This is a genomic window from Haloarcula amylovorans, assembly GCF_004681185.1.
GTDB lineage: Archaea > Halobacteriota > Halobacteria > Halobacteriales > Haloarculaceae > Haloarcula > Haloarcula amylovorans.
On the sequence record NZ_SRIF01000002.1, the window covers coordinates 1,203,227 to 1,224,646 of the forward strand.

The 21,420-nt window shown below is 64.4% G+C and carries 22 protein-coding genes; 17 read left to right on the forward strand and 5 right to left on the reverse strand.

Going from position 1 to position 21,420, the window contains the following annotated elements; translation table 11 throughout:
• The 6 genes from speB (at nt 1) to thrC (ending at nt 5,097) form a co-directional block, all read left to right on the forward strand.
• The gene (gene speB / locus E4S61_RS13420) at nt 1–798 is read left to right on the forward strand and encodes an agmatinase (protein WP_135304438.1); all 798 of its coding nucleotides are present in this window, start codon (nt 1–3) and stop codon (nt 796–798) included.
• An 87-nt stretch (nt 799–885) separates the two neighbouring features.
• Nucleotides 886–1,641 carry a LolA-like protein gene (locus E4S61_RS13425; protein ID WP_135304439.1) on the forward strand — a complete coding sequence of 252 codons (756 nt, stop codon included), beginning with the start codon at nt 886–888 and terminating at the stop codon, nt 1,639–1,641.
• Between the two features lie 77 nt (nt 1,642–1,718).
• Nucleotides 1,719–2,513: a hypothetical protein gene (locus E4S61_RS13430; protein ID WP_135304440.1), complete on the forward strand. Its 795-nt coding sequence runs from the start codon at nt 1,719–1,721 to the stop codon at nt 2,511–2,513.
• A gap of 32 nt (nt 2,514–2,545) precedes the next feature.
• Nucleotides 2,546–3,313, forward strand: a complete 768-nt coding sequence (locus E4S61_RS13435; protein ID WP_135304441.1) for a Nif3-like dinuclear metal center hexameric protein — start codon at nt 2,546–2,548, stop codon at nt 3,311–3,313.
• Nucleotides 3,313–3,873 (forward strand): transcription elongation protein SprT, encoded by a 561-nt coding sequence (locus E4S61_RS13440; protein WP_135304442.1) that lies wholly within the window; start codon nt 3,313–3,315, stop codon nt 3,871–3,873. The genes E4S61_RS13435 and E4S61_RS13440 overlap by 1 nt, the downstream gene beginning before the upstream one ends.
• Before the next feature lie 33 nt (nt 3,874–3,906).
• The gene (thrC, locus tag E4S61_RS13445) at nt 3,907–5,097 is read left to right on the forward strand and encodes a threonine synthase (protein ID WP_135304443.1); all 1,191 of its coding nucleotides are present in this window, start codon (nt 3,907–3,909) and stop codon (nt 5,095–5,097) included.
• Between the two features lie 27 nt (nt 5,098–5,124).
• Here the strand turns inward: thrC and E4S61_RS13450 are convergent, their stop codons facing one another.
• Complete coding sequence (locus E4S61_RS13450; RefSeq protein ID WP_135304444.1) at nt 5,125–5,499, reverse strand: SDR family oxidoreductase; 375 nt, start codon at nt 5,497–5,499, stop codon at nt 5,125–5,127.
• Nucleotides 5,496–7,073 carry a succinic semialdehyde dehydrogenase gene (locus E4S61_RS13455; RefSeq protein WP_135304445.1) on the reverse strand — a complete coding sequence of 526 codons (1,578 nt, stop codon included), beginning with the start codon at nt 7,071–7,073 and terminating at the stop codon, nt 5,496–5,498. The genes E4S61_RS13450 and E4S61_RS13455 overlap by 4 nt, the downstream gene beginning before the upstream one ends.
• 128 nt (nt 7,074–7,201) lie before the next feature.
• Here E4S61_RS13455 and E4S61_RS13460 point away from each other — a divergent pair, with 128 nt between their 5' ends.
• Nucleotides 7,202–7,573 (forward strand): 30S ribosomal protein S8e, encoded by a 372-nt coding sequence (locus E4S61_RS13460; RefSeq protein WP_135304446.1) that lies wholly within the window; start codon nt 7,202–7,204, stop codon nt 7,571–7,573.
• A 477-nt stretch (nt 7,574–8,050) separates the two neighbouring features.
• Nucleotides 8,051–8,392, forward strand: coding sequence for a hypothetical protein (locus E4S61_RS25860; RefSeq protein ID WP_209309484.1), 342 nt, complete (start codon nt 8,051–8,053; stop codon nt 8,390–8,392).
• Here E4S61_RS25860 and E4S61_RS13470 read toward each other — a convergent pair.
• On the reverse strand, nt 8,389–9,387 hold the full coding sequence (locus E4S61_RS13470) for a phosphate signaling complex PhoU family protein (RefSeq protein WP_135304447.1): 999 nt from the start codon (nt 9,385–9,387) through the stop codon (nt 8,389–8,391). The two genes, E4S61_RS25860 and E4S61_RS13470, sit on opposite strands and share 4 nt — an antisense overlap.
• Before the next feature lie 332 nt (nt 9,388–9,719).
• Between E4S61_RS13470 and E4S61_RS13475 the strand changes: the two genes are divergently transcribed.
• The 4 genes from E4S61_RS13475 (at nt 9,720) to pstB (ending at nt 14,378) form a co-directional block, all read left to right on the forward strand.
• Nucleotides 9,720–10,754 carry a phosphate ABC transporter substrate-binding protein PstS family protein gene (locus E4S61_RS13475; RefSeq protein ID WP_209309485.1) on the forward strand — a complete coding sequence of 345 codons (1,035 nt, stop codon included), beginning with the start codon at nt 9,720–9,722 and terminating at the stop codon, nt 10,752–10,754.
• A 92-nt stretch (nt 10,755–10,846) separates the two neighbouring features.
• Nucleotides 10,847–11,851 carry a phosphate ABC transporter permease subunit PstC gene (pstC, locus tag E4S61_RS13480; RefSeq protein WP_135304449.1) on the forward strand — a complete coding sequence of 335 codons (1,005 nt, stop codon included), beginning with the start codon at nt 10,847–10,849 and terminating at the stop codon, nt 11,849–11,851.
• On the forward strand, nt 11,851–13,497 hold the full coding sequence (pstA, locus tag E4S61_RS13485; protein ID WP_135304450.1) for a phosphate ABC transporter permease PstA: 1,647 nt from the start codon (nt 11,851–11,853) through the stop codon (nt 13,495–13,497). Before pstC ends, pstA begins: the two co-directional genes overlap by 1 nt.
• Complete coding sequence (gene pstB / locus E4S61_RS13490) at nt 13,497–14,378, forward strand: phosphate ABC transporter ATP-binding protein PstB (protein ID WP_135304451.1); 882 nt, start codon at nt 13,497–13,499, stop codon at nt 14,376–14,378. Before pstA ends, pstB begins: the two co-directional genes overlap by 1 nt.
• A gap of 39 nt (nt 14,379–14,417) precedes the next feature.
• Here pstB and E4S61_RS13495 read toward each other — a convergent pair whose 3' ends face one another.
• A complete protein-coding gene (locus E4S61_RS13495) occupies nt 14,418–15,263 on the reverse strand; it encodes a TatD family hydrolase (RefSeq protein WP_135304452.1) in 846 nt (281 codons plus the stop codon).
• Between the two features lie 52 nt (nt 15,264–15,315).
• A complete protein-coding gene (locus tag E4S61_RS13500) occupies nt 15,316–15,780 on the reverse strand; it encodes an NYN domain-containing protein (protein ID WP_135304453.1) in 465 nt (154 codons plus the stop codon).
• Nucleotides 15,781–16,140: 360 nt separating this feature from the next.
• Between E4S61_RS13500 and E4S61_RS13505 the strand changes: the two genes are divergently transcribed.
• The 5 genes from E4S61_RS13505 (at nt 16,141) to gcvPB (ending at nt 21,410) form a co-directional block, all read left to right on the forward strand.
• Nucleotides 16,141–16,566: a hypothetical protein gene (locus E4S61_RS13505; protein ID WP_135304454.1), complete on the forward strand. Its 426-nt coding sequence runs from the start codon at nt 16,141–16,143 to the stop codon at nt 16,564–16,566.
• A gap of 492 nt (nt 16,567–17,058) precedes the next feature.
• The gene (gcvT, locus tag E4S61_RS13510) at nt 17,059–18,150 is read left to right on the forward strand and encodes a glycine cleavage system aminomethyltransferase GcvT (protein ID WP_135304455.1); all 1,092 of its coding nucleotides are present in this window, start codon (nt 17,059–17,061) and stop codon (nt 18,148–18,150) included.
• Nucleotides 18,147–18,530 carry a glycine cleavage system protein GcvH gene (gcvH, locus tag E4S61_RS13515; protein ID WP_135304456.1) on the forward strand — a complete coding sequence of 128 codons (384 nt, stop codon included), beginning with the start codon at nt 18,147–18,149 and terminating at the stop codon, nt 18,528–18,530. The genes gcvT and gcvH overlap by 4 nt, the downstream gene beginning before the upstream one ends.
• Nucleotides 18,531–18,654: 124 nt before the next feature.
• The gene (gene gcvPA, locus E4S61_RS13520) at nt 18,655–19,998 is read left to right on the forward strand and encodes an aminomethyl-transferring glycine dehydrogenase subunit GcvPA (RefSeq protein ID WP_135304457.1); all 1,344 of its coding nucleotides are present in this window, start codon (nt 18,655–18,657) and stop codon (nt 19,996–19,998) included.
• Nucleotides 19,995–21,410, forward strand: coding sequence for an aminomethyl-transferring glycine dehydrogenase subunit GcvPB (gcvPB, locus tag E4S61_RS13525; RefSeq protein ID WP_135304458.1), 1,416 nt, complete (start codon nt 19,995–19,997; stop codon nt 21,408–21,410). The genes gcvPA and gcvPB overlap by 4 nt, the downstream gene beginning before the upstream one ends.
• The last annotated feature ends 10 nt before the right edge of the window (nt 21,411–21,420 follow it).

Consider the following 21,420-nt stretch of genomic DNA (forward strand, 5'->3'; position numbering starts at 1 on the left):
ATGTTTCCCGGTGCGGCCGCCGACCGCGAGAACGCGAACTACGCCCTCGTGGGGGCACCACTGGACGCCTCGACTTCGTTCCGTCCCGGTGCCCGCTTCGGCCCGCGCCGCGTCCGCACGTTCGGCGAGCAGTTCGACGACTACGACCGCCACACCGGTCAGCACTTCACCGACCTGTCGGTGTACGACCACGGCGATGTCGGCCCGACGGCCGACACCGCCGAGTACCTCGATTTCCTCACGAGCGCCATCAGCGAGTTCGATAGAGATGGGGCCGTCCCGCTACTGGTCGGCGGCGAACACACCGTCACCGTTGCCGCCATCCGCGCGCTCTCCCCGGACATCTTCGTCTGTCTCGACGCCCACCTCGACCTGCGCGAATCCTACGCCGGCGATACCCTCTCTCACGCGACGGTGACCCACCACGCACTCTCGGTGGCCGATCGGGTAGTCGTCCTCGGTGCTCGCACCGGGAGCGAAGCCGAGTGGAACCGGGCCGACGCCGACGACGTGACCGTCGTCCCGCCTGAAGACGTCGCCGACTGGACGCCAGACTTCGACGGGACGGCCTATCTCTCCGTGGATATCGACGCCGCCGACCCCGGGTTCGCGCCCGGCACTGGCACGCCCGAGCCTTTCGGTCTCTCGCCTCGCGAGATGCGCGACGTAGTCCGAGCAGTCGCCCCGCAGACGGTGGGCTTCGACGTCGTAGAAGTGAACGACCGCGACGATGGACAGGCCGCCACGCTGGCGGCGAAACTCCTCCGCGCGTACGTGTTCGCTCACGCGGACGCGTAGCGCTTCACTGTTCTACCCCACGGAGCCACCTCTCCATCGTCGAGACTGACGAAAGATTCTTTCTGTCGGCGGCGATACATCTGTTCGATGCGCCGCCCCGCCCTCCACGTAGTGCTCGCTCTGTCGCTCGTCCTCGCCGGCTGTTCGGTCTTCGGCGACGAACCAGTCCGAGAAGAACGGGCCGTCGAACGGCTCGACGCCGCCCGCGAACGCGCTGACACAGTCGAGTCGTACCGCTATGATGTCGCGATCGGCGTCTCGACGACCGCTGGCGGCGAGCGAATCGACGGCTCCGGATCCGGTCGGGTCAATGTGACGACTCGCCAGCAGGCTGCCAATATAACCATAGACGGCAGCGTCGCCGGAAGCTACGTCGATAATCGGACCGCATTCAAGCAGTGTCGACCAGGCGGTCCGTTCTGGGGCAAAGAAGAGCTATCGGCCGAGCGCAACTGGTCTGAGTTCACGCCGCTGGGCCGACAACTCTCCGTGCTCTCGACGGGTGACCTCTACGACAACGGGACCGAGACTGTCGACGGCCGGCGGACGGTCCATCTCTCGGGCCACCCTTCGCCATCGGCGCTCGAAGAATCGGACGACGGCGCGGGGAACCGACCGTTGTTCGGTTCCTCGAACGTCGACCACGTGACCGTCGATGTCTGGCTAAACGAGACGACGAACCTCCCGGTTCGGAGCCGGATAACGGTGCGCGTAAGCGGCGACGGTGAGACGGCCACGGCGACGCTGACCACGCAGTTCCGCGACTACGGCGACCAGGTCGCGGTGACGGTCCCCCACGACGTTCGAGCGGACGCGATGGAACTCGGCTGTGCCGGTGACTGACCGAGCGTTGATACCCGGCCGCGCTGCTTTCACCGACCGTGCCCCCTTTTATTAGCGATGAGCGCACAAGCGGGCGTATGGATCGACTCTCTTCGTGTTACTTCTGTGGCGGTGTCCTAGACGCCTCCCTCGCCGAGTATCCAGTTGTGCCGAAACGGCTCCGGTCGCCCGACGCCGAACAGCAGACGGTCGTCCTCTGTCAGACCTGCCGTCGGAAACTCGGGACGATACTGGAGGAAGTCGTCGCCGCGACGGAGGGACAGCCCGGCGCGGCCAGTACGACCGACGCACGCGACACACACGACGCGAGCGGCGACCGAGACACACAGTCGGCGGCCGACGCCGACCCAATGGCGACGGATGAGGCCACCGAAGTCGGCGATACCGAACGCGGTGATGTCCTCCTCGAAGATGCGACGGGAGCGACGGGCGTCGAGACGGCCGAGGACGGCTCGCTGTTGGGGCCGGGGAGCGAGGCGACGGACTCGACAGACTCAGAGCGCCGCCATCCGATCGCCGAGTCGCGGGCCGCTGAGGGCGAGGCGGCCGATTCGGCTGAACCGACCGCCGCGGAGACGCCACCCGCGACCGGCGATTCACCGTCCGGAGCCAACGCGCAGACAGGCGACGACGCCGAGCGTGCGGGGTCCGACGAGGGCGACAACGATGGCGCGTCGCTGACGCGACTGGAGTACAACAAGGTGATGCGCCTCGTCCAGAACCGTCAGCTCCCGGTCGAGAAAGCGGAGATACGCGAGGTGGCGGTCAACGCCTACGACATCGAACCCGGGGAGTTCGACGCGATAATCGACGCCGCGGTCGAACGCGGCCTCATTGGCGAGGCAGACGGGCAGTTCGTCTCCGCGGAGTAAGACATACCACACCGGCGGTGAAACGACGGGGCATGCACGCAGGCGAACTCGCCACCAGACTCGACGCGGAACTCGCCGTCGACGCCTACGCCGACGTTGACGCGAGTCCCAACGGGCTCCAGGTCGGCCCGGCCGACCGCAACGTCGACCGCGTCGCCCTCGCCGTCGACGCGGCCGCAGAGACAATCGACCGCGCCAGCGACGCCGGTGCGGACCTCCTTTTGACTCACCACGGTATCGTCTGGGGGAGCGTCGAACGCGTTACGGGGACGACCTACGACCGGGTCGCACCGCTCATCGAGGACGGCCTCGCCCTCTACGTCGCGCACCTCCCGCTCGACGGCCACCAGACGCTCGGCAACGCCGCCGGGGTGGCCGACCGCCTCGGCCTCGACGACCGCGAACCGTTCGGTGCCATCGGGAGCGAACACATCGGCCAGCGTGGCACGCTTCCCGAGTCGACGCCGCTCTCGGACCTCACCGGGACGCTCGAATCGTCGCTCGACACCGGCGGGCGAGCGGTCCGGACGCTCGATTTCGGACCCGAGAGCGTCGATGACGTGGCCATCGTCACCGGGAGCGGCGCCGACTGGGTCGGGGAGGCCGACGAGTCCGACGCCGACGTTTTGGTCACCGGCGAGGGGAAACAGCAGGTCTACCACGAGGCCCGTGAGGCGGGTATCAACGTCGTGCTGGCGGGCCACTACGCCACCGAGACGTTCGGCATCCAGTCGGTCGGGTCCCTGCTGGAGGAGTGGGGGGTGGAGACGACGTTCATCGACTGCCCGACGGGACTCTGATGGACACCGTCGCCTACGAGGATGTCTCGGCCGACGCGGATATCGTCGCGTGGTCGCGGGCTTACTGTCGGGACGTGCGTCGTGAGTGGGCCGTCTCGGTCCGCTTCGACCTCGTCGACTGGGAGGTGTCCAACCGAGCCAAGCGCCGGGCCGCCGCGGTCAAGCGGCCGAAACTGCCCGACGCCGCCGTCGGGACGCCCTACGATTGGGAGCAAATCGAGCGAGCCGACGGCCGACCGCTGCCCTGTACGCTGTCGCTGACCCGCGAAGCCTTCGAAGCGTTCGACCGCGCGGAGTGGGCGGCGACGCTTCGGCACGAACTCGTCCACGTCGAGCAGTACCAGCGCGACGGGACGACCGACCACGGCCCGACGTTCCGCGAGCGAGCGGCCGAACTGGAGACCGAGGTTCACTGCCCCGCCTTCGCCGACGCGAAGTACGTCCTCGCCTGTGACGCCTGCGGCGAACTGGTCGCTCGCCGTTACCGCGACTGTAAACTGGTCCGCGAACGCGAGCGGTATCGGTCGGACTGCTGTGGCGCTGAACTGACGCTAGAGTGAACACCTTACCACCCCCCGCCCATAGCTCTCGGCATGGACGTTCCGCTGATTTGCTACGCTTGCGGGAACACGACGACCCTCTCGGCCGGCACGCGTTGTGACTGCGGCGAACCGTACTGGGTGGCGACCGAGCCCACCGGGTTCGCGTGGCCCGAGAGCGGGGAGCGGTCGCTGTGGCGCTACCGCGACCTGTTGCCCGACGTGGTGCCGACCGGATTGGCCGCCGGTGCGGGCGGGACGCCGCTCGTTCGCGCGCCGCGACTGGACGACGGTATCGGCGCGCGAGTCCACGTGAAATACGAGGGGTCGAACCCGACGGGGACGTTCAAGGACCGGGGGAGTTCAGTCGGGGTCGCAGCCGCCGTCGACGCGGGCTACGAGACGGTCGGCACCGTCTCGCACGGCAACATGGCGCGGTCGATGGCCGCCCACGCCGCCAGCGCGGGACTGGACTGTCTGGTGCTCGTCCCGGCCGACGTCCCCGCCGAGCGGTTGGCGCTCATCGCGCGCTACGACCCGACGATTCTCCGCGTCGAGGGGGACTACGGCCGACTCTACGACGAGTCGCTCCATATTGGACGCGAACAGCGGGTCGCATTCGTCAATTCGGACACGCCGCTGCGGGTCGCCGGCCAGAAGACGACGGCGCTGGAAATCGCGGAGGCGTTCGCGCCGCAGCTGCCGGATGCCATCGTCCTGCCAGTCTCCAGCGGCGGCCACGGGAGCGCTGTCTGGAAGGCGTTCCGAGAGCTTCGCGACGCCGGCCTCGTGACCGAGATCCCGCACCTCTACTTCGTACAGACGGCGGCCTGCGCGCCCATCGCCGAGGCGTGGGAGCGGGACGACCGGACGGTGACGCCCGTCGACGGCGGCGAGACGGTGGCGTACTCTATCGCCAACGCCGACCCGCCCAGCGGCGACCGGGTGCTGGCGGCGGCGCGAGCGACCGGCGGCGGCGTTCTCGCCGTGGACGACGACGCTATCCTCGACGCGCGACAGGCGCTCTCGGCCGAGGCGGGTCTGTTCGTCGAGAGCGCGTCTGCCACAGCGCTCGCCGGTGCACGTCGTCTCGCCGAGAATGGTGCCTTCGAAGGTTTCGAGGACGTGGTGCTGATTACGACCGGGACGGGGTTCACCGAACGCGACGTTGACGCGCCGATCGTCGACGCGACGAGAGTGGGACTGGGAGCGCTGGACGACGCCATCACCGAGCGGATGGGGTGACGCCGCTACGCTATCACTACGCCATCACTACGCCATCGCGTCGACACCGAGTTGCGGGAGGTCGCGGGCGTGTTCGGTCCCGTCGACGTTGACTCGCTCGGCGGGTCCGCGCTCGGCCCCGAGGTCGTAGAGAGCCGCGAGGTGGTAGACGACCGCCGTCTCTCGGTGAATCGCGTCGTAGTCGGCCAGTCCGAGGTTCGGGTCGGTAATGTCTCCCTCAGCGAGTGTGATGCGGTCGCGCGCCACGCCCGCCTCGGCGGTCAGTTCGTCGGCGCGTCGCTCAGCCAGTTCGCGATACGCCGGTTGGACGAGACAGGTGACGGGCTCATCGCTCCGTGCGAGCAATCGGGAGACGAGCGCCGCGCCGAGGAAGCCCGGAAAGCCGGTGAGAAACCGCGTCATCGGAACGACGAGAGCCCGCGAAGTCGCCGGAGCGCGCGCACGCTCAGACTCGCCCCGCGAGCGGCCAGTCGATTGGGAAGGAGGTTCGCCGGTACCAGTGGATGCAGTCGCTGCGTCGCTACCGTCTGGGATTCGGTGTACTTCTGAATCCCCTCGCGGCCGTGTCGCCGGCCGATACCCGAGTCGCCGACGCCGCCCATCGGCGCGTCCGTCGAGGCCCACATCCCGAGGTAGGCGTCGTTGACCGAGACGGACCCGGCGTCGATGCGCCGGGCGACGGCTTCGCCCTGTTCGGTATCCGTCGTCCAGACGCTGCCGTGGAGGCCGTAGTCGGTGTCGTTCGCGCGCGCGACGGCCTCGTCGGCGTCGGCGACGGGGGTCACCGAGACGACGGGACCGAACGTCTCCTCGCAGGCAGCGGTCGCGTCCTCGGGCAGGTCGGTGAGGACGGTCGGTTCGTAGAACAGCGGCCCGACGTCCTCGCGGCGCTGTCCGCCCGTCTCGACGGTCGCACCGCGCTCGCGGGCGTCGGCGACGTGGGATTCGACTGTCTCTAGCTGGTGGTCGGCGATGAGCGACCCCACGTCGGGACCGAAATCGAGCGCCGCGCCCAGTTCTAACGCTTCCGTCGCCGCGACGAAACGGGCGAGGAAGTCGTCGTAGACGTCTTCGTGGACAAATATTCGTTCGAAGGAGATACACAACTGTCCGGCGTTAGCGAAGCTCCCGTGGACCAGCCCGCGAACCGTCGTCGAGAGGTCTGCATCGGGGAGAACGATAGCCGAGTTCTTCCCGCCCAGTTCCATCGAGGCGTCTATCAGGTGCTCGCCGGCCAGCGACGCGACGGTTCGACCCGTCTCCGTGCTTCCGGTGAACGTGAGGTAGTCCACCGAGGCGACGAGTGGTTCGCCCACGGTCTCTCCGTCGCCGGTGACGACCTGCACGAGGTCCTCGGGGACGCCAGCCTCGACGAGCAACTCGACCGCTCGAAGCGCGGTGAACGGCGTCGCCTCGGCGGGTTTGAGTACCGCGGCGTTGCCGGCTAGCAAGGCCGGTAGCATATCCGAGATGGCTAGCGTCAGGGGGTAGTTCCACGGCTCGATGAGGCCGACGACGCCAACGGGGTCGCGATGCTCGACGGTTTTCGTCACCAGAGGGAACCCGCTACTCTTCTGGGTCGAGCGGAGGTAGTCCGGTCCCTCTCGGGCGTAGTAGTCGGCAGTCAACACCACGTCCAGCGCTTCGACGTGGGCGTCGAGGCGGGACTTCCCCGCCTCCAGTTGGACGATATCGAGTAACTCCTCGCGATTCGAGAGTATCTCGTCCGCGACGGCCTGTAGTACCGACGCCCGCTCTTCGAGTGGCCGGTCGGTCCACTCCGATTGGGCCGCCCGCGCCCGTTCGACGGCCGCGGTCACGTCGGCCGGTCGGCACGCCGGGACCGTCCCGAGAACGGCGTCGGTGAACGGACTCCGGACAGCTAGTGCTTCTCGCTCCTCGACGGTAGTGACACTCTCGGCCAGGCGGTCCACCGTCTGTTCGGGCAGTGTTGCCGAAACCGTTGACGAGTTCATCGTTTCTCCACACGACCAGTAGACACAATGCAGTTTCGCCGCGGTGGTCGTTCGCGTTGCGCCGACCCCGTTCCCACTATTCGTCGGGCATCGAACGGTTCAAGTAGCCGCTGGGTCATGAAACGGATATGAAAGACCAGGGACGCTCCCCTCGCAAGCGGACAGGCGGTCGACGACGCCCGAACCACAAGAAGAAAAAGCAGCAACTCGGCCGGGAGTCTACCGAGACGCAGGTCGGCGACCAGAAGCTGAAGGTCGTCGACTCGCGGGGCAACACCCAGAAGGTCCGTGCGGTCACCACCAACGTCGCAAGCGTCGCTGACGGCGCGGAGACCCACGAAGCGACCATCGAGACGGTCGAGGAGAACCCCTCGAACCCGAACTACGCTCGCCGAAATATCATCACGAAGGGCGCGGTCATCGAGACGTCCGAAGGGACGGCCCGCGTCACCTCTCGTCCCGGTCAGGACGGACAGGTCAACGCCGTCCTCGTCGAGTAACTAGTTCTCGGTAGCCATCCACCGTCCTCATAGCGGCGTTTTCGTGGACCTACCTAGCAAATTTCGAAGGGTGCGTGGTACCACATAGCCACGTCTATCGTAGCCATTGAAACTCACTGCACACCCGACCGTACGACGGCGGTGCGGTCGGTGTGTAACTCGTTTCAAGTGTTACTATAGGGCTGTTCGCACGCTACCATCCTTTTTGAAACGGCCGGAGAACAGCCCGTGGGGGTGACAGCGGCTGGTGCGAGCCGCCGTCGAAGTGACGTGCAGGTGGCGACTGACGGGGAGGTCCTGACAAACCGACCGCACGCCGCCGCAATATACACAATCGACCATAATAAATACGCAGGAGAGCGGCGGGCGGGTCGACGTTCGAGCAGAGTGGTACAGACGGCTATATACTGCTATTATAAAGGCCCTGAGTCGAGACCGCGAAATTCGACGGTAACGGCCCTGCGTGGCCACTCTTCAATGGTATCTGTTCCGGCACTCGATCCGAGTATCGACGCCGCGCACAGACGTATCGACAGCGACCGGTGGGACGACATCTATGTGGTCGGTGACGTCCGCGGCTGTCGAGCCACCCTCGAGGAGACGGCTGACGGCCGGACGCCCGTCGAGCAGTGGCACGACGTCCACGACGCGCTCGGGCCAATGCTCGAAACGCAAGCGGACTGCTACAGTGAGATGCTCCGGCCTGCCCTCTCTGCGGCCGGCATCGACGTCCTGGACTACGAGGAATTGGATGGCGACCGGCGATATCTGAAGACGAAGACGGGCACGAGAGACGCCCTGCGTCGATACTACGACTAAGGTCGAGGAGCGGCCCGCTGGAGGGCGCTCTCGGCGATGTTACCGCCGTAGTCGGCCGTCCGCGACAGGGAGTCCACGACGCGGCCGAGGATCTGTGCGCTCTGTGGATCCAGTTCGCGGACCTTGCTGTCTACGTCGCGGGCCGTCTCGTCGACCTGCGGGATGCCACTGCGTGCCTCGTTTGCGAGTTCGACCGCCTCCTCTGAATCGTCGGTCAGAAGCGCGTCCATCGCCGTTTCGGGGATGGCCGTCGCTTCCGATTCGAGTTCTCTGAGGAGGTCGGCCGTCTCACCGGTGATCTCGCCGATCTCGCGGGAGAGACCGGCGATCTTCGTCGCGTGGTCCGCGATGCGCTCTAACTGCCGGGCGCTCGACTGGTAGTCGAAGACGGTCTCGCGGGGGAATCCGATTTCGTTCGCGGCGGTGGGGTTCCGGAGGACAGTGCGGAACACCCGAGAGACCATGTACCAGAGGCGGTCGACATCGTCGTCGCGCTGAATGATATCTTGAGCGAGGTCGTCGTCGTCCTCGATGAGCGCCTCGACGGCGTCGGAAAGCATGGTGAGCGCGACCAGTCTCATCCGCGTGATGGCGTTGTGAACCGACAGCTCCGAGGAGTCGAGCAGGTCCTGCAAGACGACGCGGTCGGAGGTCTCCTCGATGACTTCCAGGCCGACGAGTCCCTGCGTCGCGTCCCGGATGATGCGGCGCTGTTCGGCCGTGATGCGGGGCGCTTCGAGCCTGATGACGTCGAAGCCGCTCACGTACATCGTCATCACGGCACGGGTGAGCTCGTGTTTGTTGTCCAGTCCGCTGACGTCGAGGGCCCCCTCGACGCGGTCGTCCTCGCGCTTCGGTGCGAGCAGTAGCAGGTCCTCCTCAGCATGAAACTCCACGACGCTGCCTGCACTGACGTCGTTCTCGGTCGCCCAGTCCTTCGGGAGCGAGACTGTGTACGTCGAACCGCCTGTCACCTGGACCTTGCGGGTCTCCATGTAAGTCCATATCGCACCTTCCTCGTTATAAATCCACCTCTATCTATATATTTCCCTACGAATAGAGTTTAGTGTCCCTCGTAAGCCGAAATGTGGCGTGTACGGTTCAATAGTGGGCGACGCCGGGTAGCCATGTCGAGAGCGAGAGCGGATTCGGCAAATAATGTCCTCTAAACGGCCAATATGGGGTCTCTTTCCAGGGAGAGCGAATATTTAACTAACTCATATCTGGACCCATGAGACTGTCTCTCAACTTTTGTCTATATAGTTTATGGAGCAGGATATACACCTCATAGTAGAGTATTTATTTATATCTCCATTTCCCTTCGATGATGTCAGATTCACCGAACCGCGGCGTCTCGCGTCGGAGTTTCTTGGCCGGCACAGGAACGGTCGGCGCACTTGCACTGGCTGGTTGTACGGAAGGTCCGTCTAGCAGTAACAGTAACGGCGGCGGGAGCGGTGGCAACAGCAACGGCAGTAGCGGGACCAGCAGCTCGGGGGACCTCTCCGGAGAGATAAAGATCACCGGGAGCAGTACGGTCTACCCCCTCTCTGTGGCTATCGCCAACCGATTCCAGAAGCAACACTCGGGTGTCGATATCAGCGTGAGTCCGACGGGGTCCGGTGGCGGGTTCAGCAACCACTTCTGTGTTGGCAACTCCGATTTCAACAACGCATCGCGCCCGATATCGAAAGAGGAGAAACAACTCTGTGAGGAAAACGGTATCGAGTACCACGAGATACAGGTCGCCACGGACGCGGTGACGGTTATCGTTAACAAGGAAAACGACTGGGTCGACTGCGTGACACCGGCCCAACTTAAGCAGATCTGGAAGGCCGACGGTGCCAGCACGTGGTCCGACATCAACAGCGAGTGGCCCGACGAGCCCATCAACCGCTTCGGGGCGGCCGATACGTCGGGGACCTTCGACTACTTCAAAGAGACCATCCTCGGCGAAGAGACCAGTCACACCAGCGACTACGAGGCCACCGAAAAGGACAACCTCATCCTGCAGGGCGTCCAGCAAGACAAGTCCGCTATCGGCTACTTCGGCTTCGCGTACTATCAGGGCAACAAAGACGCCGTCAAGGCGCTGGGTATCGACAACGGCGACGGCTGTGTCAAGCCATCGCTCGAAACCGCCAAATCCGGCAAGTACAAACCGCTCTCGCGGCCGCTATTCACCTATCCGAAGAAGGGCGCGCTCGCGGAGGACCACATCGCCGAGTTCGCTCGCTACTTCGTCAAACAGAGTGCCAACACCGACCTCGTCTCAGGGGAAGTGGGCTACGTTCCGAACACGGAAGAGACCATGCAGAAGCAGCTGGACGAACTCAACGCCGTCATCGAGGACGCCCAGTAAGCGACTCATAGTATCGTACTGAGACTCAATAGCGCTATAGACACAATCCGGGTACTTTTTCCCGAGATACCGTAAATGACTCAACGAACACGATGAGCAACGAGGGACAGACTCCGGACCTGACGGGGGACCGGGGATTCAGAACGGTCCGGGAGTCGACCTACAAATACGCGCTGGCCGGCTGTGCCCTGTTGTCCGTCCTGACCACCGTCAGCATCATCGCAGTACTCGTCATCGACGCCGCGGAGTTCTTCTCGAGAGTCCCCATATCGGAGTTCCTGACCGGGACCGTGTTCAGTGCGAGCGAAGGCGTCTTCGGCGTCCTCCCACTGGTCCTCGGGACGTTCCTCATCACCGTCGGTGCCGCGGTCATCGCGTTACCTATCGGTCTCCTAACGGCTATCTACCTGAGCGAGTACGCTTCGAAGCGGACACGGTCAGTCCTCAAGCCGATGCTCGAAGTGCTCGCCGGCGTCCCCACCGTCGTCTACGGCTACTTCGCCATCGTCTACATCACGCCCGCGTTGAACGTCTTCATCAGCTGGCTAAACGGGACTCTCGGGACGCAGTTCCCGACCCTCGGCCTGTTCAACGGGCTCTCGGCCTCTATCGTGGTGGGTATCATGATTATCCCGATGGTGTCCTCTATCAGCGAGGACGCGATGAGCTCCGTACCGGACTCACTCCGGCAGGCCGGCTACGGGCTGGGAGCGACGAAGTTCAACGTCTCGCTTCGCATCGTCGTTCCCGCCGCCATCTCGGGCATCGCGTCGTCGTTCATCCTCGCTATCTCGCGGGCTATCGGCGAGACGATGGCAGTGGTGCTGGCTGCGGGGTCCCAGCCACCGGATATCCCCGCCGTCCAGAGCGCGTTCGGGATTCCCTACGTCGCGCCGGGAGACCTTCTCGCGCTGTATAGCGAGAGTTCAGCGACGATGACCGTGGCGATGATCGACCTCGCCACCGGCGACATCTCCGGCGGGTCGACCGCGTATCAGGCCCTGTTCGCCATCGGCCTGACGCTGTTCACCATCACGCTGGTGATGAACGTCGTGAGCGACCTCGTGGCGAGCCGTTACCGGGAGGAGTACGAATAATGTCGACACAGACACCGACGGAGACGGAGTTCGGCGAAGTGAGCCGACTGAAAGGCATCGCGTTCAGGTACCTCTCTTTCGGCGCGTCGGTCGCCGGCATCCTCGCGCTCGGCGTGTTGCTCGCGTACGTATTCTGGGACGCGCTCGGGTTGGAGACCGCGGGAACGACGTGGTATCTCTCTTACACCGCGACGCTGCTGGTTCCGTTGCTCGCGTTCATCGTCTACGCACGCACGCGACCGGAGGTCGCTATCGGCGCGCTCGAACTGTTCAGCGCGACGCTGGGCGGCGTGATGCTCACGGCCGCGACGGTCATCATCCTCTCTGTCGTCGCCAGTCCGCCGATCTGGTTCGCGTACTTCCTGACCGTCGTCGGCCCGGCACTCGGCATGTTCGTCTACGGGCAGTACAACCGTGAGGCGACGTGGGTCGGTCTTGGAATACTCGCCGCCGTCGTCCTCGGACCGATCGTCGGGACGGCCGGGCTCGGCGTCCTCAGTTCACTCGGGGCGATGCTGGGTGCGCCCGGCGTGTACTTCCTCTCGCTCATTCTGCCGGCGGCCGGCGTGGCGGCTTATCTCGCCCACGAACGCCTCGAACTCAGTACGCGACAGAGCATCGGCGTCGGGGTCAGCCTCCCGGTACTTGCCATCGTCGGCGTCCCGATAATCGATACGATACCCGCGGTAGCGCGGTCAGTGTGGTTCATGGCTCTCGTCATGTTCGGCTTACCAGCCGGATTCGCCGTCGCCAACACTGCTCGACAGCGTGAACGGTGGGCCGCGTTCGTGCTCCCGGCTATCATCGTCCTCGGATTCCTCTTGGGCGAACTCGTCGTCGATGTCGTCGGCGCGGCCGAACCGTCCCCGTGGCTCGACTGGCAGTACGTCACCAGCGGACCGAGTCTCACGAACGCCGCCGAAGCCGGCCTGTATCCGGCTATCATCGGGTCGGTGTTCCTCATCGTGCTGGTCAGCGTGTTCACGTTCGTCTTCGGCGTCGGAACGGCGATCTACCTCGAAGAGTACGCGCCGGCGAACGGGTTGCTCGGAAGCGCCACCCGAATCGTCAAAGTCAACATCTCGAACCTCGCCGGCGTCCCGTCGGTCGTCTACGGCCTGTTGGGGCTGGGTATCTTCGTCAACCTCGACGCGCAACTCGGCCCGGTCTCCTACGGCGGATTCGGCGTCGGGACGATACTCACCGCCGCGCTGACCCTCTCTTTGCTCATCTTGCCGATTGTCATCATCTCCGCACAGGAGGCGATCCGGTCCGTGCCGGATTCGCTCCGGCAAGCGTCTTATGGAATGGGGGCGACGCGCTGGCAGACCGTTCGGAACGTCGTCCTTCCTCGGTCGATTCCGGGTATCCTGACTGGGACGATTCTGGCGCTCGGCCGAGCCATCGGCGAGGCCGCGCCGCTCATCATGATCGGCGTCGCGTCCACGAGGTTCTCTCCGCCGTCGGGCTTGTTCAGTCAGTTCACCGCGATGCCGCTCCAAATATACGCGTGGGCGTTCCTACCCGGCGACGACTTCCGCTACGGCGTTCTCGCGGCCGGCGTCGTGACGTTGCTCATCGTCATGCTGACGATGAACAGCGTGGCGATTCTCGTGCGCAACAAATACCAACAGGAGGCTCACTAATGACAACAGAGGACATGGCGACCGAATCCGACGCAGAGCACGACGACCCGACCACGGAATCACTCGTCTCGTCTGACCCTGGACGGGGCGGACTCGACGAGAACGCCGAGCGCGGCTCGGTCACCTCGGGCAAGACTATCATCGAATCCCGCGGCCTCGACGTCTACTACGGCGAGACGCAGGCATTACAGGATGTCGACCTCGCTATCCCGGAGAACCAGGTGACGGCGATGATTGGTCCGTCGGGCTGTGGGAAGTCCACGTTCCTGCGATGTATCAACCGCATGAACGACCTCATCGACATCGCTCGGGTCGAGGGAGAACTTACCTTCAAAGGTAAGAATGTCTACGACCCGGACGTCGACCCCGTCGCGCTCCGGCGGCGAATCGGAATGGTGTTCCAGCATCCCAACCCCTTCCCGAAGAGTATCTACGACAACGTCGCGTACGGCCTGCGCACGCAGGACAAGACCGACAACATGGACGAAGTCGTCGAGAAGTCCCTGCGGAAGGCCGCGCTGTGGGACGAGGTCAAGGACCGCCTCGACGAGTCCGCGCTCGACCTCTCCGGTGGGCAACAACAGCGTCTCTGTATCGCCCGAGCTATCGCCGTCGACCCCGAAGTCGTCCTGATGGACGAACCGGCCTCGGCACTGGACCCCATCGCCACCTCACAGATCGAGGACCTCATCGAGGAACTTTCAGAGGAGTACACCGTCGTCATCGTCACACACAACATGCAACAGGCGGCCCGTATCTCGGATAAGACGGCCGTCTTCCTCACCGGCGGGGAACTCGTCGAGTTCGACAACACCGACAAGATCTTCGAGAATCCCGATAGCCAACGCGTCGAAGACTACATCACCGGCAAGTTCGGATAACGGTCACCATCGCTTCTCGTCGCTGTCTTTTCGTCGCTCTTACTCGGTCAGCGTCGCCTCGGTGTCGATGCCGTACACGTCCTTCGGTGTCGCGACGTGGGCGGTTCGCACTGCGTCGTCGTGGCCATTCTCCAACAACCAGCGGACGCGCCGCGGCACCGTCTTCGGCCCCAGCACCGCGCCGGGACGGTCCGGGTCGTCGATGTAGTCCGTCTCCATCAGGAACGGCTCGTCCTCCTCGATGGCGATCTCCAGCTCGTCCGTATCGGCCAAGACAGATTTCGTCGGTCCCACCAGCCGGCCGCCGGAGTAATGTTTGACGACCTGTGTTCGGTCCAGTCCCCGTTCTTCGGCCCAGCGGGCGACCTCCGTGAAGTCCTCGCCGCCCTCGGTGTGCAGTTGGATAGCGAAGTCGCCGTCAGCCGCGAGTTCGAACCCGTGGCACATCACCGCGTTCGAGGCCTCCCACACTGCCTCGTCGACGTCGTAGTGGGGGCGACCAGACTTGATGGCCAGGGCCGGGCCGTCGGTGACATACTCGGCGGCCACGTCGAGTCCGGTCTGCATGATGTCGCGTGCCTCCTCGGGCGTGTGGCCGTCTTCGACGAGACGCGAGACGAGTGCCGGATGGACGCCCAGTACGGGCCACGCCCGGCCCGGAAGTATCTCTGTCGCGTCCTCGACAGCCCCGACGGTCAGGTCGAACACCTCGCGGAACGTCGCTTCGTCCGCGGCCGCCTCGGTCAGGTGCCACGATGGCTTGTTGAGGACGAGCAGATGCGTCCCGCCATGTTCGGCGAACTCCTCGACAGCCTCGACGTTCCGGCCGTTGACCGGGTCAAGATGCATGTGATTGTCGAGCACTGGCGTCTCCTCGATATCCATATCGGGCCTCAGTGCGCCCCCGGCAAAACCGTTCTCCTCCGATAGTCAGCCTTCACTCCACGTCGGCGTCCAGCGAGAGGGCGTCCTGTGCGGCGTTCTGCAGGGCGTCCGAGCGGCCGTGTTCCCCCGGGGCGAGCGCGACGGTGCGAACGCCGTTCCGGGCGGCGACTTCCAGTGCCGGTTTGAAATCCGTATCCCGCGAGGCCACGACGAGAACGTCGATACGACCGGATGCGACCGCCTCCGTCGCGTCCACGGCGAGACGGACGTCCACGTCGCCGCTGGTCGTGATCACTTCGAAGCCGCGGGCCTCGCCCGCCTGGATGAGGCCCGGCGACGCGTTCTCGTCGAGATAGAGCCGTGCTGCCGCGAGCGGTCCGTACGACTCGGCGATGGTCCGCACGTCCTCTAAGTCCACGTCGAACTCTGACCGTAACACGTTCGGCCCGTCCACGTACAACCCCACACGTTCCGCGTCGTCGCTCGCCCCGTCTCGGAGCCGACGAAATAGGTTCATGTGCCGTCTCTCCGGCCGTTGGGCTTATTTGTGGCGTTTCCTGCCGCCCTCGATTTTCGAGTGATGAACTGATAATCGCTATATCGAATCTAGTATCCAGAAGGCAAGCACGTCAGAAATACCCGCTTAGATTGCTCGGCATAGCAGACTTTTTTTGCGACTATCTCTCGCCAACTGAACGCGGTCATACAGAGCGTGAGTCAAGCGCTCTTTCGATTCAGCACAAGATATTTGCTCACCAATAGAGTGACTGAATGCGTGAAGCGCCGCGCCCTCCTCGCCCTCTCTGGGACTACCCTCACTGGGTTCGCTGGTTGTTCCGAGACGCTCCCATTCCGCTCGGGAAGTTCAGCAGAAGCAGTGACCATCGAACAATCCGGTTGCCTCCCGTATGAGACAGACCGGGTAGTCAAACCCTCAGAAGAAACACTGGTTATCAACTACGAGGTCTCGGGTTCGATTCAGGGCGACGCTGACCGCTGGGAAGAGACGATTTCTCTTCAGAATGTTGGCGAATCGCCAGTTGAACTGACTGGTTATGGGGTGCTGTTTGAGAACGGACAACAGTACACGTTCGAGGAACTGACGCTCATCCCAAGCGCGAGCGTTGAGTTGATAACGTTCGGTGAGCCGGGAACACCGACAACTACCACGTGTCCGAAATACGACTACTCCTTGCGGATTGACCTTGACGAACCGCTCCTACAGGACCGAAAGGCACGCGTCACCGTCGTGGAACCGGATGGGAATCACTTGTTCGAAACGCGGATTGAGTTAGAGGGGTAGCGGCTTATGCCGAGTAAACCCCTAGCCGCTGATTAGGCGCACCTGATATACGCACGCTCTGCATCAATTAAGAAACATTCATTTTACGGTGTTTTTCGTGCGGTCGAGTAGTGTCCGTTGTTCAGCCTACTGACTCCCCGTTCGACCTAGGTACTTCACGTTCACCGTGACGGCTCCGGCCATACTCGGACCGAACAGGGAGGTTGAGAAGTCCGACTCAACGCTACGCCACCGACTGGCTTCCACCCGCTCTCGCTATCGAGCTACAACTTCGACAGGAAAGAGCGTGACTTCGATATCTCGATTACGACCAGCAGAGCCGCCCGAGCGCATAGAAAGACGCGCACACGAGAGATCCGCCGGAGAAAGCCGGCCAGTATCGTCGCGCATCGGATTTGCTATCGCGTTATACAGTTTATCAGTTGTTCTGTGGTTGCCGCCGAACGCCGTCAGAGGCCAAGTAGTAAGGTGACTGGGGCCGATTTCACGCCCATGACACTACGGTCGCCTCCGCTATCGGAGGCTCACGAAGCGGCCGACGCTCGCTTTACGGACTTCGGCGGCTGGGAGATGCCGGTCGAATTCACGTCGATTCGCGAGGAACACGCCTCTGTCCGGTCGTCTGCTGGGAAGTTCGACGTCTCGCACATGGGACAGGTAACGGTTTCCGGGTCGGACGCCGCGGCACTCACCCAGCGGTTGACGACCAACGACGTGACCGCGCTGGACTACGGCGAAGCGCAGTACGGCGCGATCACCGACGAGGACGGCATCGTGCTTGACGACACTGTCGTCTACCGGCTCCCCGAGACCGAACCCGACAACTACCTCTTCATCCCCAATGCAGGCCACGACGAGGAGATGACCGAGCGGTGGGAAGACCACTGCGAGGAGTGGGGTCTCGACGCGAGGGTGACGAACCGCACAACGGAGTACGCGATGATAGCCGTACAGGGACCGGACGCACCGGAACTGCTGGCCGAACAGACGAACGTGAACCTCGGCGAGATGGACCGCTTCGATATCGACGGCGGGGCGGTCGCCGGCGTGTCGTCACTCGTCGCGCGCACGGGGTACACGGGCGAGCGCGGGTTCGAGATACTCTGTCCGTCCGAGGAAGCGACGGCGGTGTGGGGCGAGATCGAGTGCCAGCCCTGTGGACTGGGGGCGCGTGATACCCTTCGACTGGAGATGGGCTTTCTCCTCTCCGGACAGGATTTCGACCCCGAGGAGGAACCGCGTAACCCCTACGAGGCGGGCATCGGCTGGACGGTCAAACTCGATACGGAGTTCGTCGGCCGCGACGCCTTAGAGCAAGTCGAAGCCGAGGGCGTCGCCGAGAAGCTCGTCGGCATCGAACTGATCGACCGCGGGATTCCGCGCCACGGGTACGAAGTGGAGTCGCCTGACGGCGAACCGCTCGGACACGTCACCAGCGGCACGATGAGTCCAACGCTTGGCGAACCAATCGCGCTTGCCTACCTCCCAGCCGAGTACAGCGACCCCGACCGTTCGGTGCGGGTGGTCGTCCGCGGCGAACCGAAGAAGGCACGTACCAGGACGCCCCCATTCCTCGACAGATGAGCTTCGACGTTCCCGAGGACCGGCGGTATCTGGAGTCACACGAATGGGTACGGCCCGACGACGGCACCGCGCGCGTCGGCATCACCGACTTCGCACAGGACGAGCTCGGCGACGTGGTCTTCGTCGAACTCCCCGAGGAGGGCGACGAAGTGACCGCGGACGAGGAGTTCGGCGTCGTGGAGTCGATCAAGGCCGTCTCGGACATCTACGCGCCCGTTTCGGGCACGGTGACGGCGGTCAATGAGCAACTGTTCGACGAACCGGAACTGGTCAACGAAGACCCCTTCGGCGACGGGTGGATGCTCGAAGTCGAGCTGGCGGACGAGGACGAACTCGACGACTTGCTCTCGCCCGAGGCGTACGGCGAGCAGATCGCATAGGCTGCCGTTTTCGCTCCGGCCGCGTGTGATTCCCTCGCGCGGGTTCGGTCAAGGAATACGCTAATGTACCGCCCGTAGGAAGGGTATACTATCATGTCCACCGTGCGGATGGGCGTTATCTACAATGAGTGAGAGTGACGAATCTACGACCGGCAGTCCGTACGCACCGCAGACGCCGTCGGAGACCGCGGCGATGCTGTCGGCGGTCGGCGCAGACGACATCGAGTCGCTGTTCGACGTGCCCGAATCAGTTGCCTTCGACAGCAATTTCGGCATCGAGTCGCGTAGCGAGCGCGAGACGCGTCGAGAAGCTGCCCGCCTGCTGAAGCGAAACGACGACTTGACGGAGTTTCTGGGTCGCGGCCACTACACGCACTACGTGCCGGCCGTGGTCGACGACTTATCGAGTCGGTCGGAGTTCCTGACCTCCTACACTCAGTACCAACCGGAGGTCGCACAGGGCTTCTTGCAGGCGCTGTTCGAGTTCCAGTCGATGCTGGTCGAGCTGACGGGACTCGACATCGCCAACTGCTCGATGTACGACGACGCGACGGCGCTGGGCGAGGCGGCGACGCTCTCCCAGCGAGTTCGGTCGGTCTCGGGCGACCGGATTCTGGTTCCCGAGCAGTTGCGCGACGGCAAATGCGCGGTGCTGGAGAACTACGCCGATGGACCGGGTCTCTCCGTCGAATCGTATCCGATGGACGACGGGCAGGTCCGCGTCGACGCACTCGCCGAAGCGGCCGACGAGGACGTGGCGATGGTGTATGCCGAGACGCCGACGGTCCGGGGCGTTATCGCGGAGCGCCTCCGCGAGGTGGGCGAGATTGCCGAGGACAACGACGCGCTGTTCTGTCTGGGGTCGGACCCGGTTGCGCTCGCGCTGCTGGAACGGCCCGTCGACGTGGGTGCGGACGTGGTAGTCGGCGACGCCGCGTCGCTGGGCACCGGCACCGCCTTCGGCTTCGGCCTCGGCATGTTCGTCACGCGCGAAGAGTACCTCCGGCAGATCCCCGGTCGCCTCGTCGGCGCGAGCGAAGACGCCGATGGCCGACGCGCCTACACGCTGACGCTCCAGACCCGCGAACAGCATATCCGCAAGGAGCGGGCGACTTCGAACATCTGCACGAATCAGGCGTGGGTCGCACTGCGAACGGCGATACATGCCGCATGGCTCGGCCCGCAGGGACTGGTTGACCTCGCCGAGGAGTGTGTGACCCGCCCCCGCGACCTCGCGGCCCGCTTAGACGAAGTTGTCGGGGTACAGGCACCGGTCCACGGCGGCCACCACTTCCGGGAGTTTGTCGCCCACACCGACCAACCGGCGCGGGCGGTCGTCGAGGACCTCGCGGCCCGGGGCTTCGCCGTCCACGCCGTCGGCGAACACCTGATTCAGGTGTGTGCGACGGAGGTGACCGCCGAAAGCGAGGAAGCGTTTATCGAGGCGGTCGCGGAGGTGGCCGGATGATATTCGACCAAGCGCGCTGGACGGACGACGACGAGCGCTACGAACCGCTACTCTCGGAGAAGGCCGACCGCGAGGTCGAAATCGAGGACTCGCCGTTGCCCGACGAACTGACCCGCGATTCCCTCTCCCTGCCGGACCCCGCCGAACCCGAACTCGCCCGCCACTACACGCGGCTCTCGCAGATGAACTACGGCGTCGAAAACGGGCCGTTCCCGCTTGGGTCCTGTACGATGAAGTACAACCCCTCGTTCACGGAGACTATCGCGGCCCGCGACGATGCCGCCATCCACCCGGACCGCCCGGAGAGCACGATACAGGGGACGCTGGCGCTGTGTCACCGGCTCCAGGACTATCTGGGACGCATCGGTGGGATGGACGCCGTCACGCTCCAACCGCCGGCGGGTGCGGCCGGGGAGTTCACCGGCATCCAGATCGCGAAGGCCTATCACCGGCACAACGACGACGAGCGCTCGGAGGTCGTCATCCCCGACTCGGCGCACGGGACGAACTTCGCCACTGCGGCGATGGCAGGGTACGATGTCGTCGAACTCCCGAGCGACGACGACGGCCGAGTCGATATCGACGCGCTCTCGGCCGCCGTCGGCGAAGAGACGGCGGCGCTGATGCTCACGAACCCGAACACGTTGGGCCTCTTCGAGCGCGACATCGAAGAGATCGCGGACATCGTCCACGACGCGGGCGGGCTGTTGTACTACGACGGCGCGAACTTGAACGCGCTGTTGGGCCGTGCACGTCCCGGCGACATGGGCTTCGACGTGATGCACTACAACGTCCACAAGACGTTCGCCACACCCCATGGCGGCGGTGGCCCGGGCGCTGGCCCGGTCGGCGTCACCGAGGAGTTGACCGAATTCCTGCCGGACCCACACGTCAAGGAGGTGTCCGGCGGCTACGAACACTACACACCGGAACACTCCATCGGGAAGGTCCACGGGTACTATGGCAACTGGCCGGTCCTCGTCAAGGCGTTCGCGTACATCGCCCGCCTCGGCGACGAGGGTCTTGCCGACGCGAGCGCGAAGGCCGTCTTGAACGCCAACTACCTCGCCGAGCAGATAGCGTACGACGTACCCTTCGATCCCTTCCACCACGAGTTCGTCGCCAGCGCCGCGCCGCAGGACGCCGCCGACGCGGCGAAGCGGATGCTCGATTACGGTGTCCACCCGCCGACGACGAAGTGGCCCGAGATCGTCGACGAGGCGCTGATGACCGAACCGACCGAAGCCGAGAGCAAGCGCTCACTCGACCAGCTCGCGGCGGCGTTCGACGCCGTCGCCGAGGAAGACGACGCGACGCTCGCGGCGGCCCCACAGCGCCCGACGGCGAAGCGAATCGATCAGGTCGTGGCGGCGCGTGAACCGCGCCTCTCGTGGCAGGCGCTCGGGGAATAGCCTGCGCTCG

What these genes read in the sequence shown, in the direction of transcription:
- thrC (WP_135304443.1), top strand. Translation starts at nt 3,907, where the DNA reads ATGGACGTTCCGCTGATTTGCTACGCTTGCGGGAACACGACGACCCTC.
- E4S61_RS13495 (WP_135304452.1), bottom strand. Translation starts at nt 15,263, where the DNA reads ATGGATATCGAGGAGACGCCAGTGCTCGACAATCACATGCATCTTGAC.
- pstB (WP_135304451.1), top strand. Translation starts at nt 13,497, where the DNA reads ATGACAACAGAGGACATGGCGACCGAATCCGACGCAGAGCACGACGAC.
- E4S61_RS13430 (WP_135304440.1), top strand. Translation starts at nt 1,719, where the DNA reads ATGGATCGACTCTCTTCGTGTTACTTCTGTGGCGGTGTCCTAGACGCC.
- E4S61_RS13470 (WP_135304447.1), bottom strand. Translation starts at nt 9,387, where the DNA reads ATGGAGACCCGCAAGGTCCAGGTGACAGGCGGTTCGACGTACACAGTC.
- pstA (WP_135304450.1), top strand. Translation starts at nt 11,851, where the DNA reads ATGTCGACACAGACACCGACGGAGACGGAGTTCGGCGAAGTGAGCCGA.
- speB (WP_135304438.1), top strand. Translation starts at nt 1, where the DNA reads ATGTTTCCCGGTGCGGCCGCCGACCGCGAGAACGCGAACTACGCCCTC.
- gcvT (WP_135304455.1), top strand. Translation starts at nt 17,059, where the DNA reads ATGACACTACGGTCGCCTCCGCTATCGGAGGCTCACGAAGCGGCCGAC.
- pstC (WP_135304449.1), top strand. Translation starts at nt 10,847, where the DNA reads ATGAGCAACGAGGGACAGACTCCGGACCTGACGGGGGACCGGGGATTC.
- E4S61_RS13460 (WP_135304446.1), top strand. Translation starts at nt 7,202, where the DNA reads ATGAAAGACCAGGGACGCTCCCCTCGCAAGCGGACAGGCGGTCGACGA.
- E4S61_RS13475 (WP_209309485.1), top strand. Translation starts at nt 9,720, where the DNA reads ATGTCAGATTCACCGAACCGCGGCGTCTCGCGTCGGAGTTTCTTGGCC.
- gcvPA (WP_135304457.1), top strand. Translation starts at nt 18,655, where the DNA reads ATGAGTGAGAGTGACGAATCTACGACCGGCAGTCCGTACGCACCGCAG.
- E4S61_RS13450 (WP_135304444.1), bottom strand. Translation starts at nt 5,499, where the DNA reads ATGACGCGGTTTCTCACCGGCTTTCCGGGCTTCCTCGGCGCGGCGCTC.
- E4S61_RS13435 (WP_135304441.1), top strand. Translation starts at nt 2,546, where the DNA reads ATGCACGCAGGCGAACTCGCCACCAGACTCGACGCGGAACTCGCCGTC.
- E4S61_RS13440 (WP_135304442.1), top strand. Translation starts at nt 3,313, where the DNA reads ATGGACACCGTCGCCTACGAGGATGTCTCGGCCGACGCGGATATCGTC.
- E4S61_RS13455 (WP_135304445.1), bottom strand. Translation starts at nt 7,073, where the DNA reads ATGAACTCGTCAACGGTTTCGGCAACACTGCCCGAACAGACGGTGGAC.
- gcvPB (WP_135304458.1), top strand. Translation starts at nt 19,995, where the DNA reads ATGATATTCGACCAAGCGCGCTGGACGGACGACGACGAGCGCTACGAA.
- E4S61_RS13500 (WP_135304453.1), bottom strand. Translation starts at nt 15,780, where the DNA reads ATGAACCTATTTCGTCGGCTCCGAGACGGGGCGAGCGACGACGCGGAA.
- E4S61_RS25860 (WP_209309484.1), top strand. Translation starts at nt 8,051, where the DNA reads ATGGTATCTGTTCCGGCACTCGATCCGAGTATCGACGCCGCGCACAGA.
- gcvH (WP_135304456.1), top strand. Translation starts at nt 18,147, where the DNA reads ATGAGCTTCGACGTTCCCGAGGACCGGCGGTATCTGGAGTCACACGAA.
- E4S61_RS13425 (WP_135304439.1), top strand. Translation starts at nt 886, where the DNA reads ATGCGCCGCCCCGCCCTCCACGTAGTGCTCGCTCTGTCGCTCGTCCTC.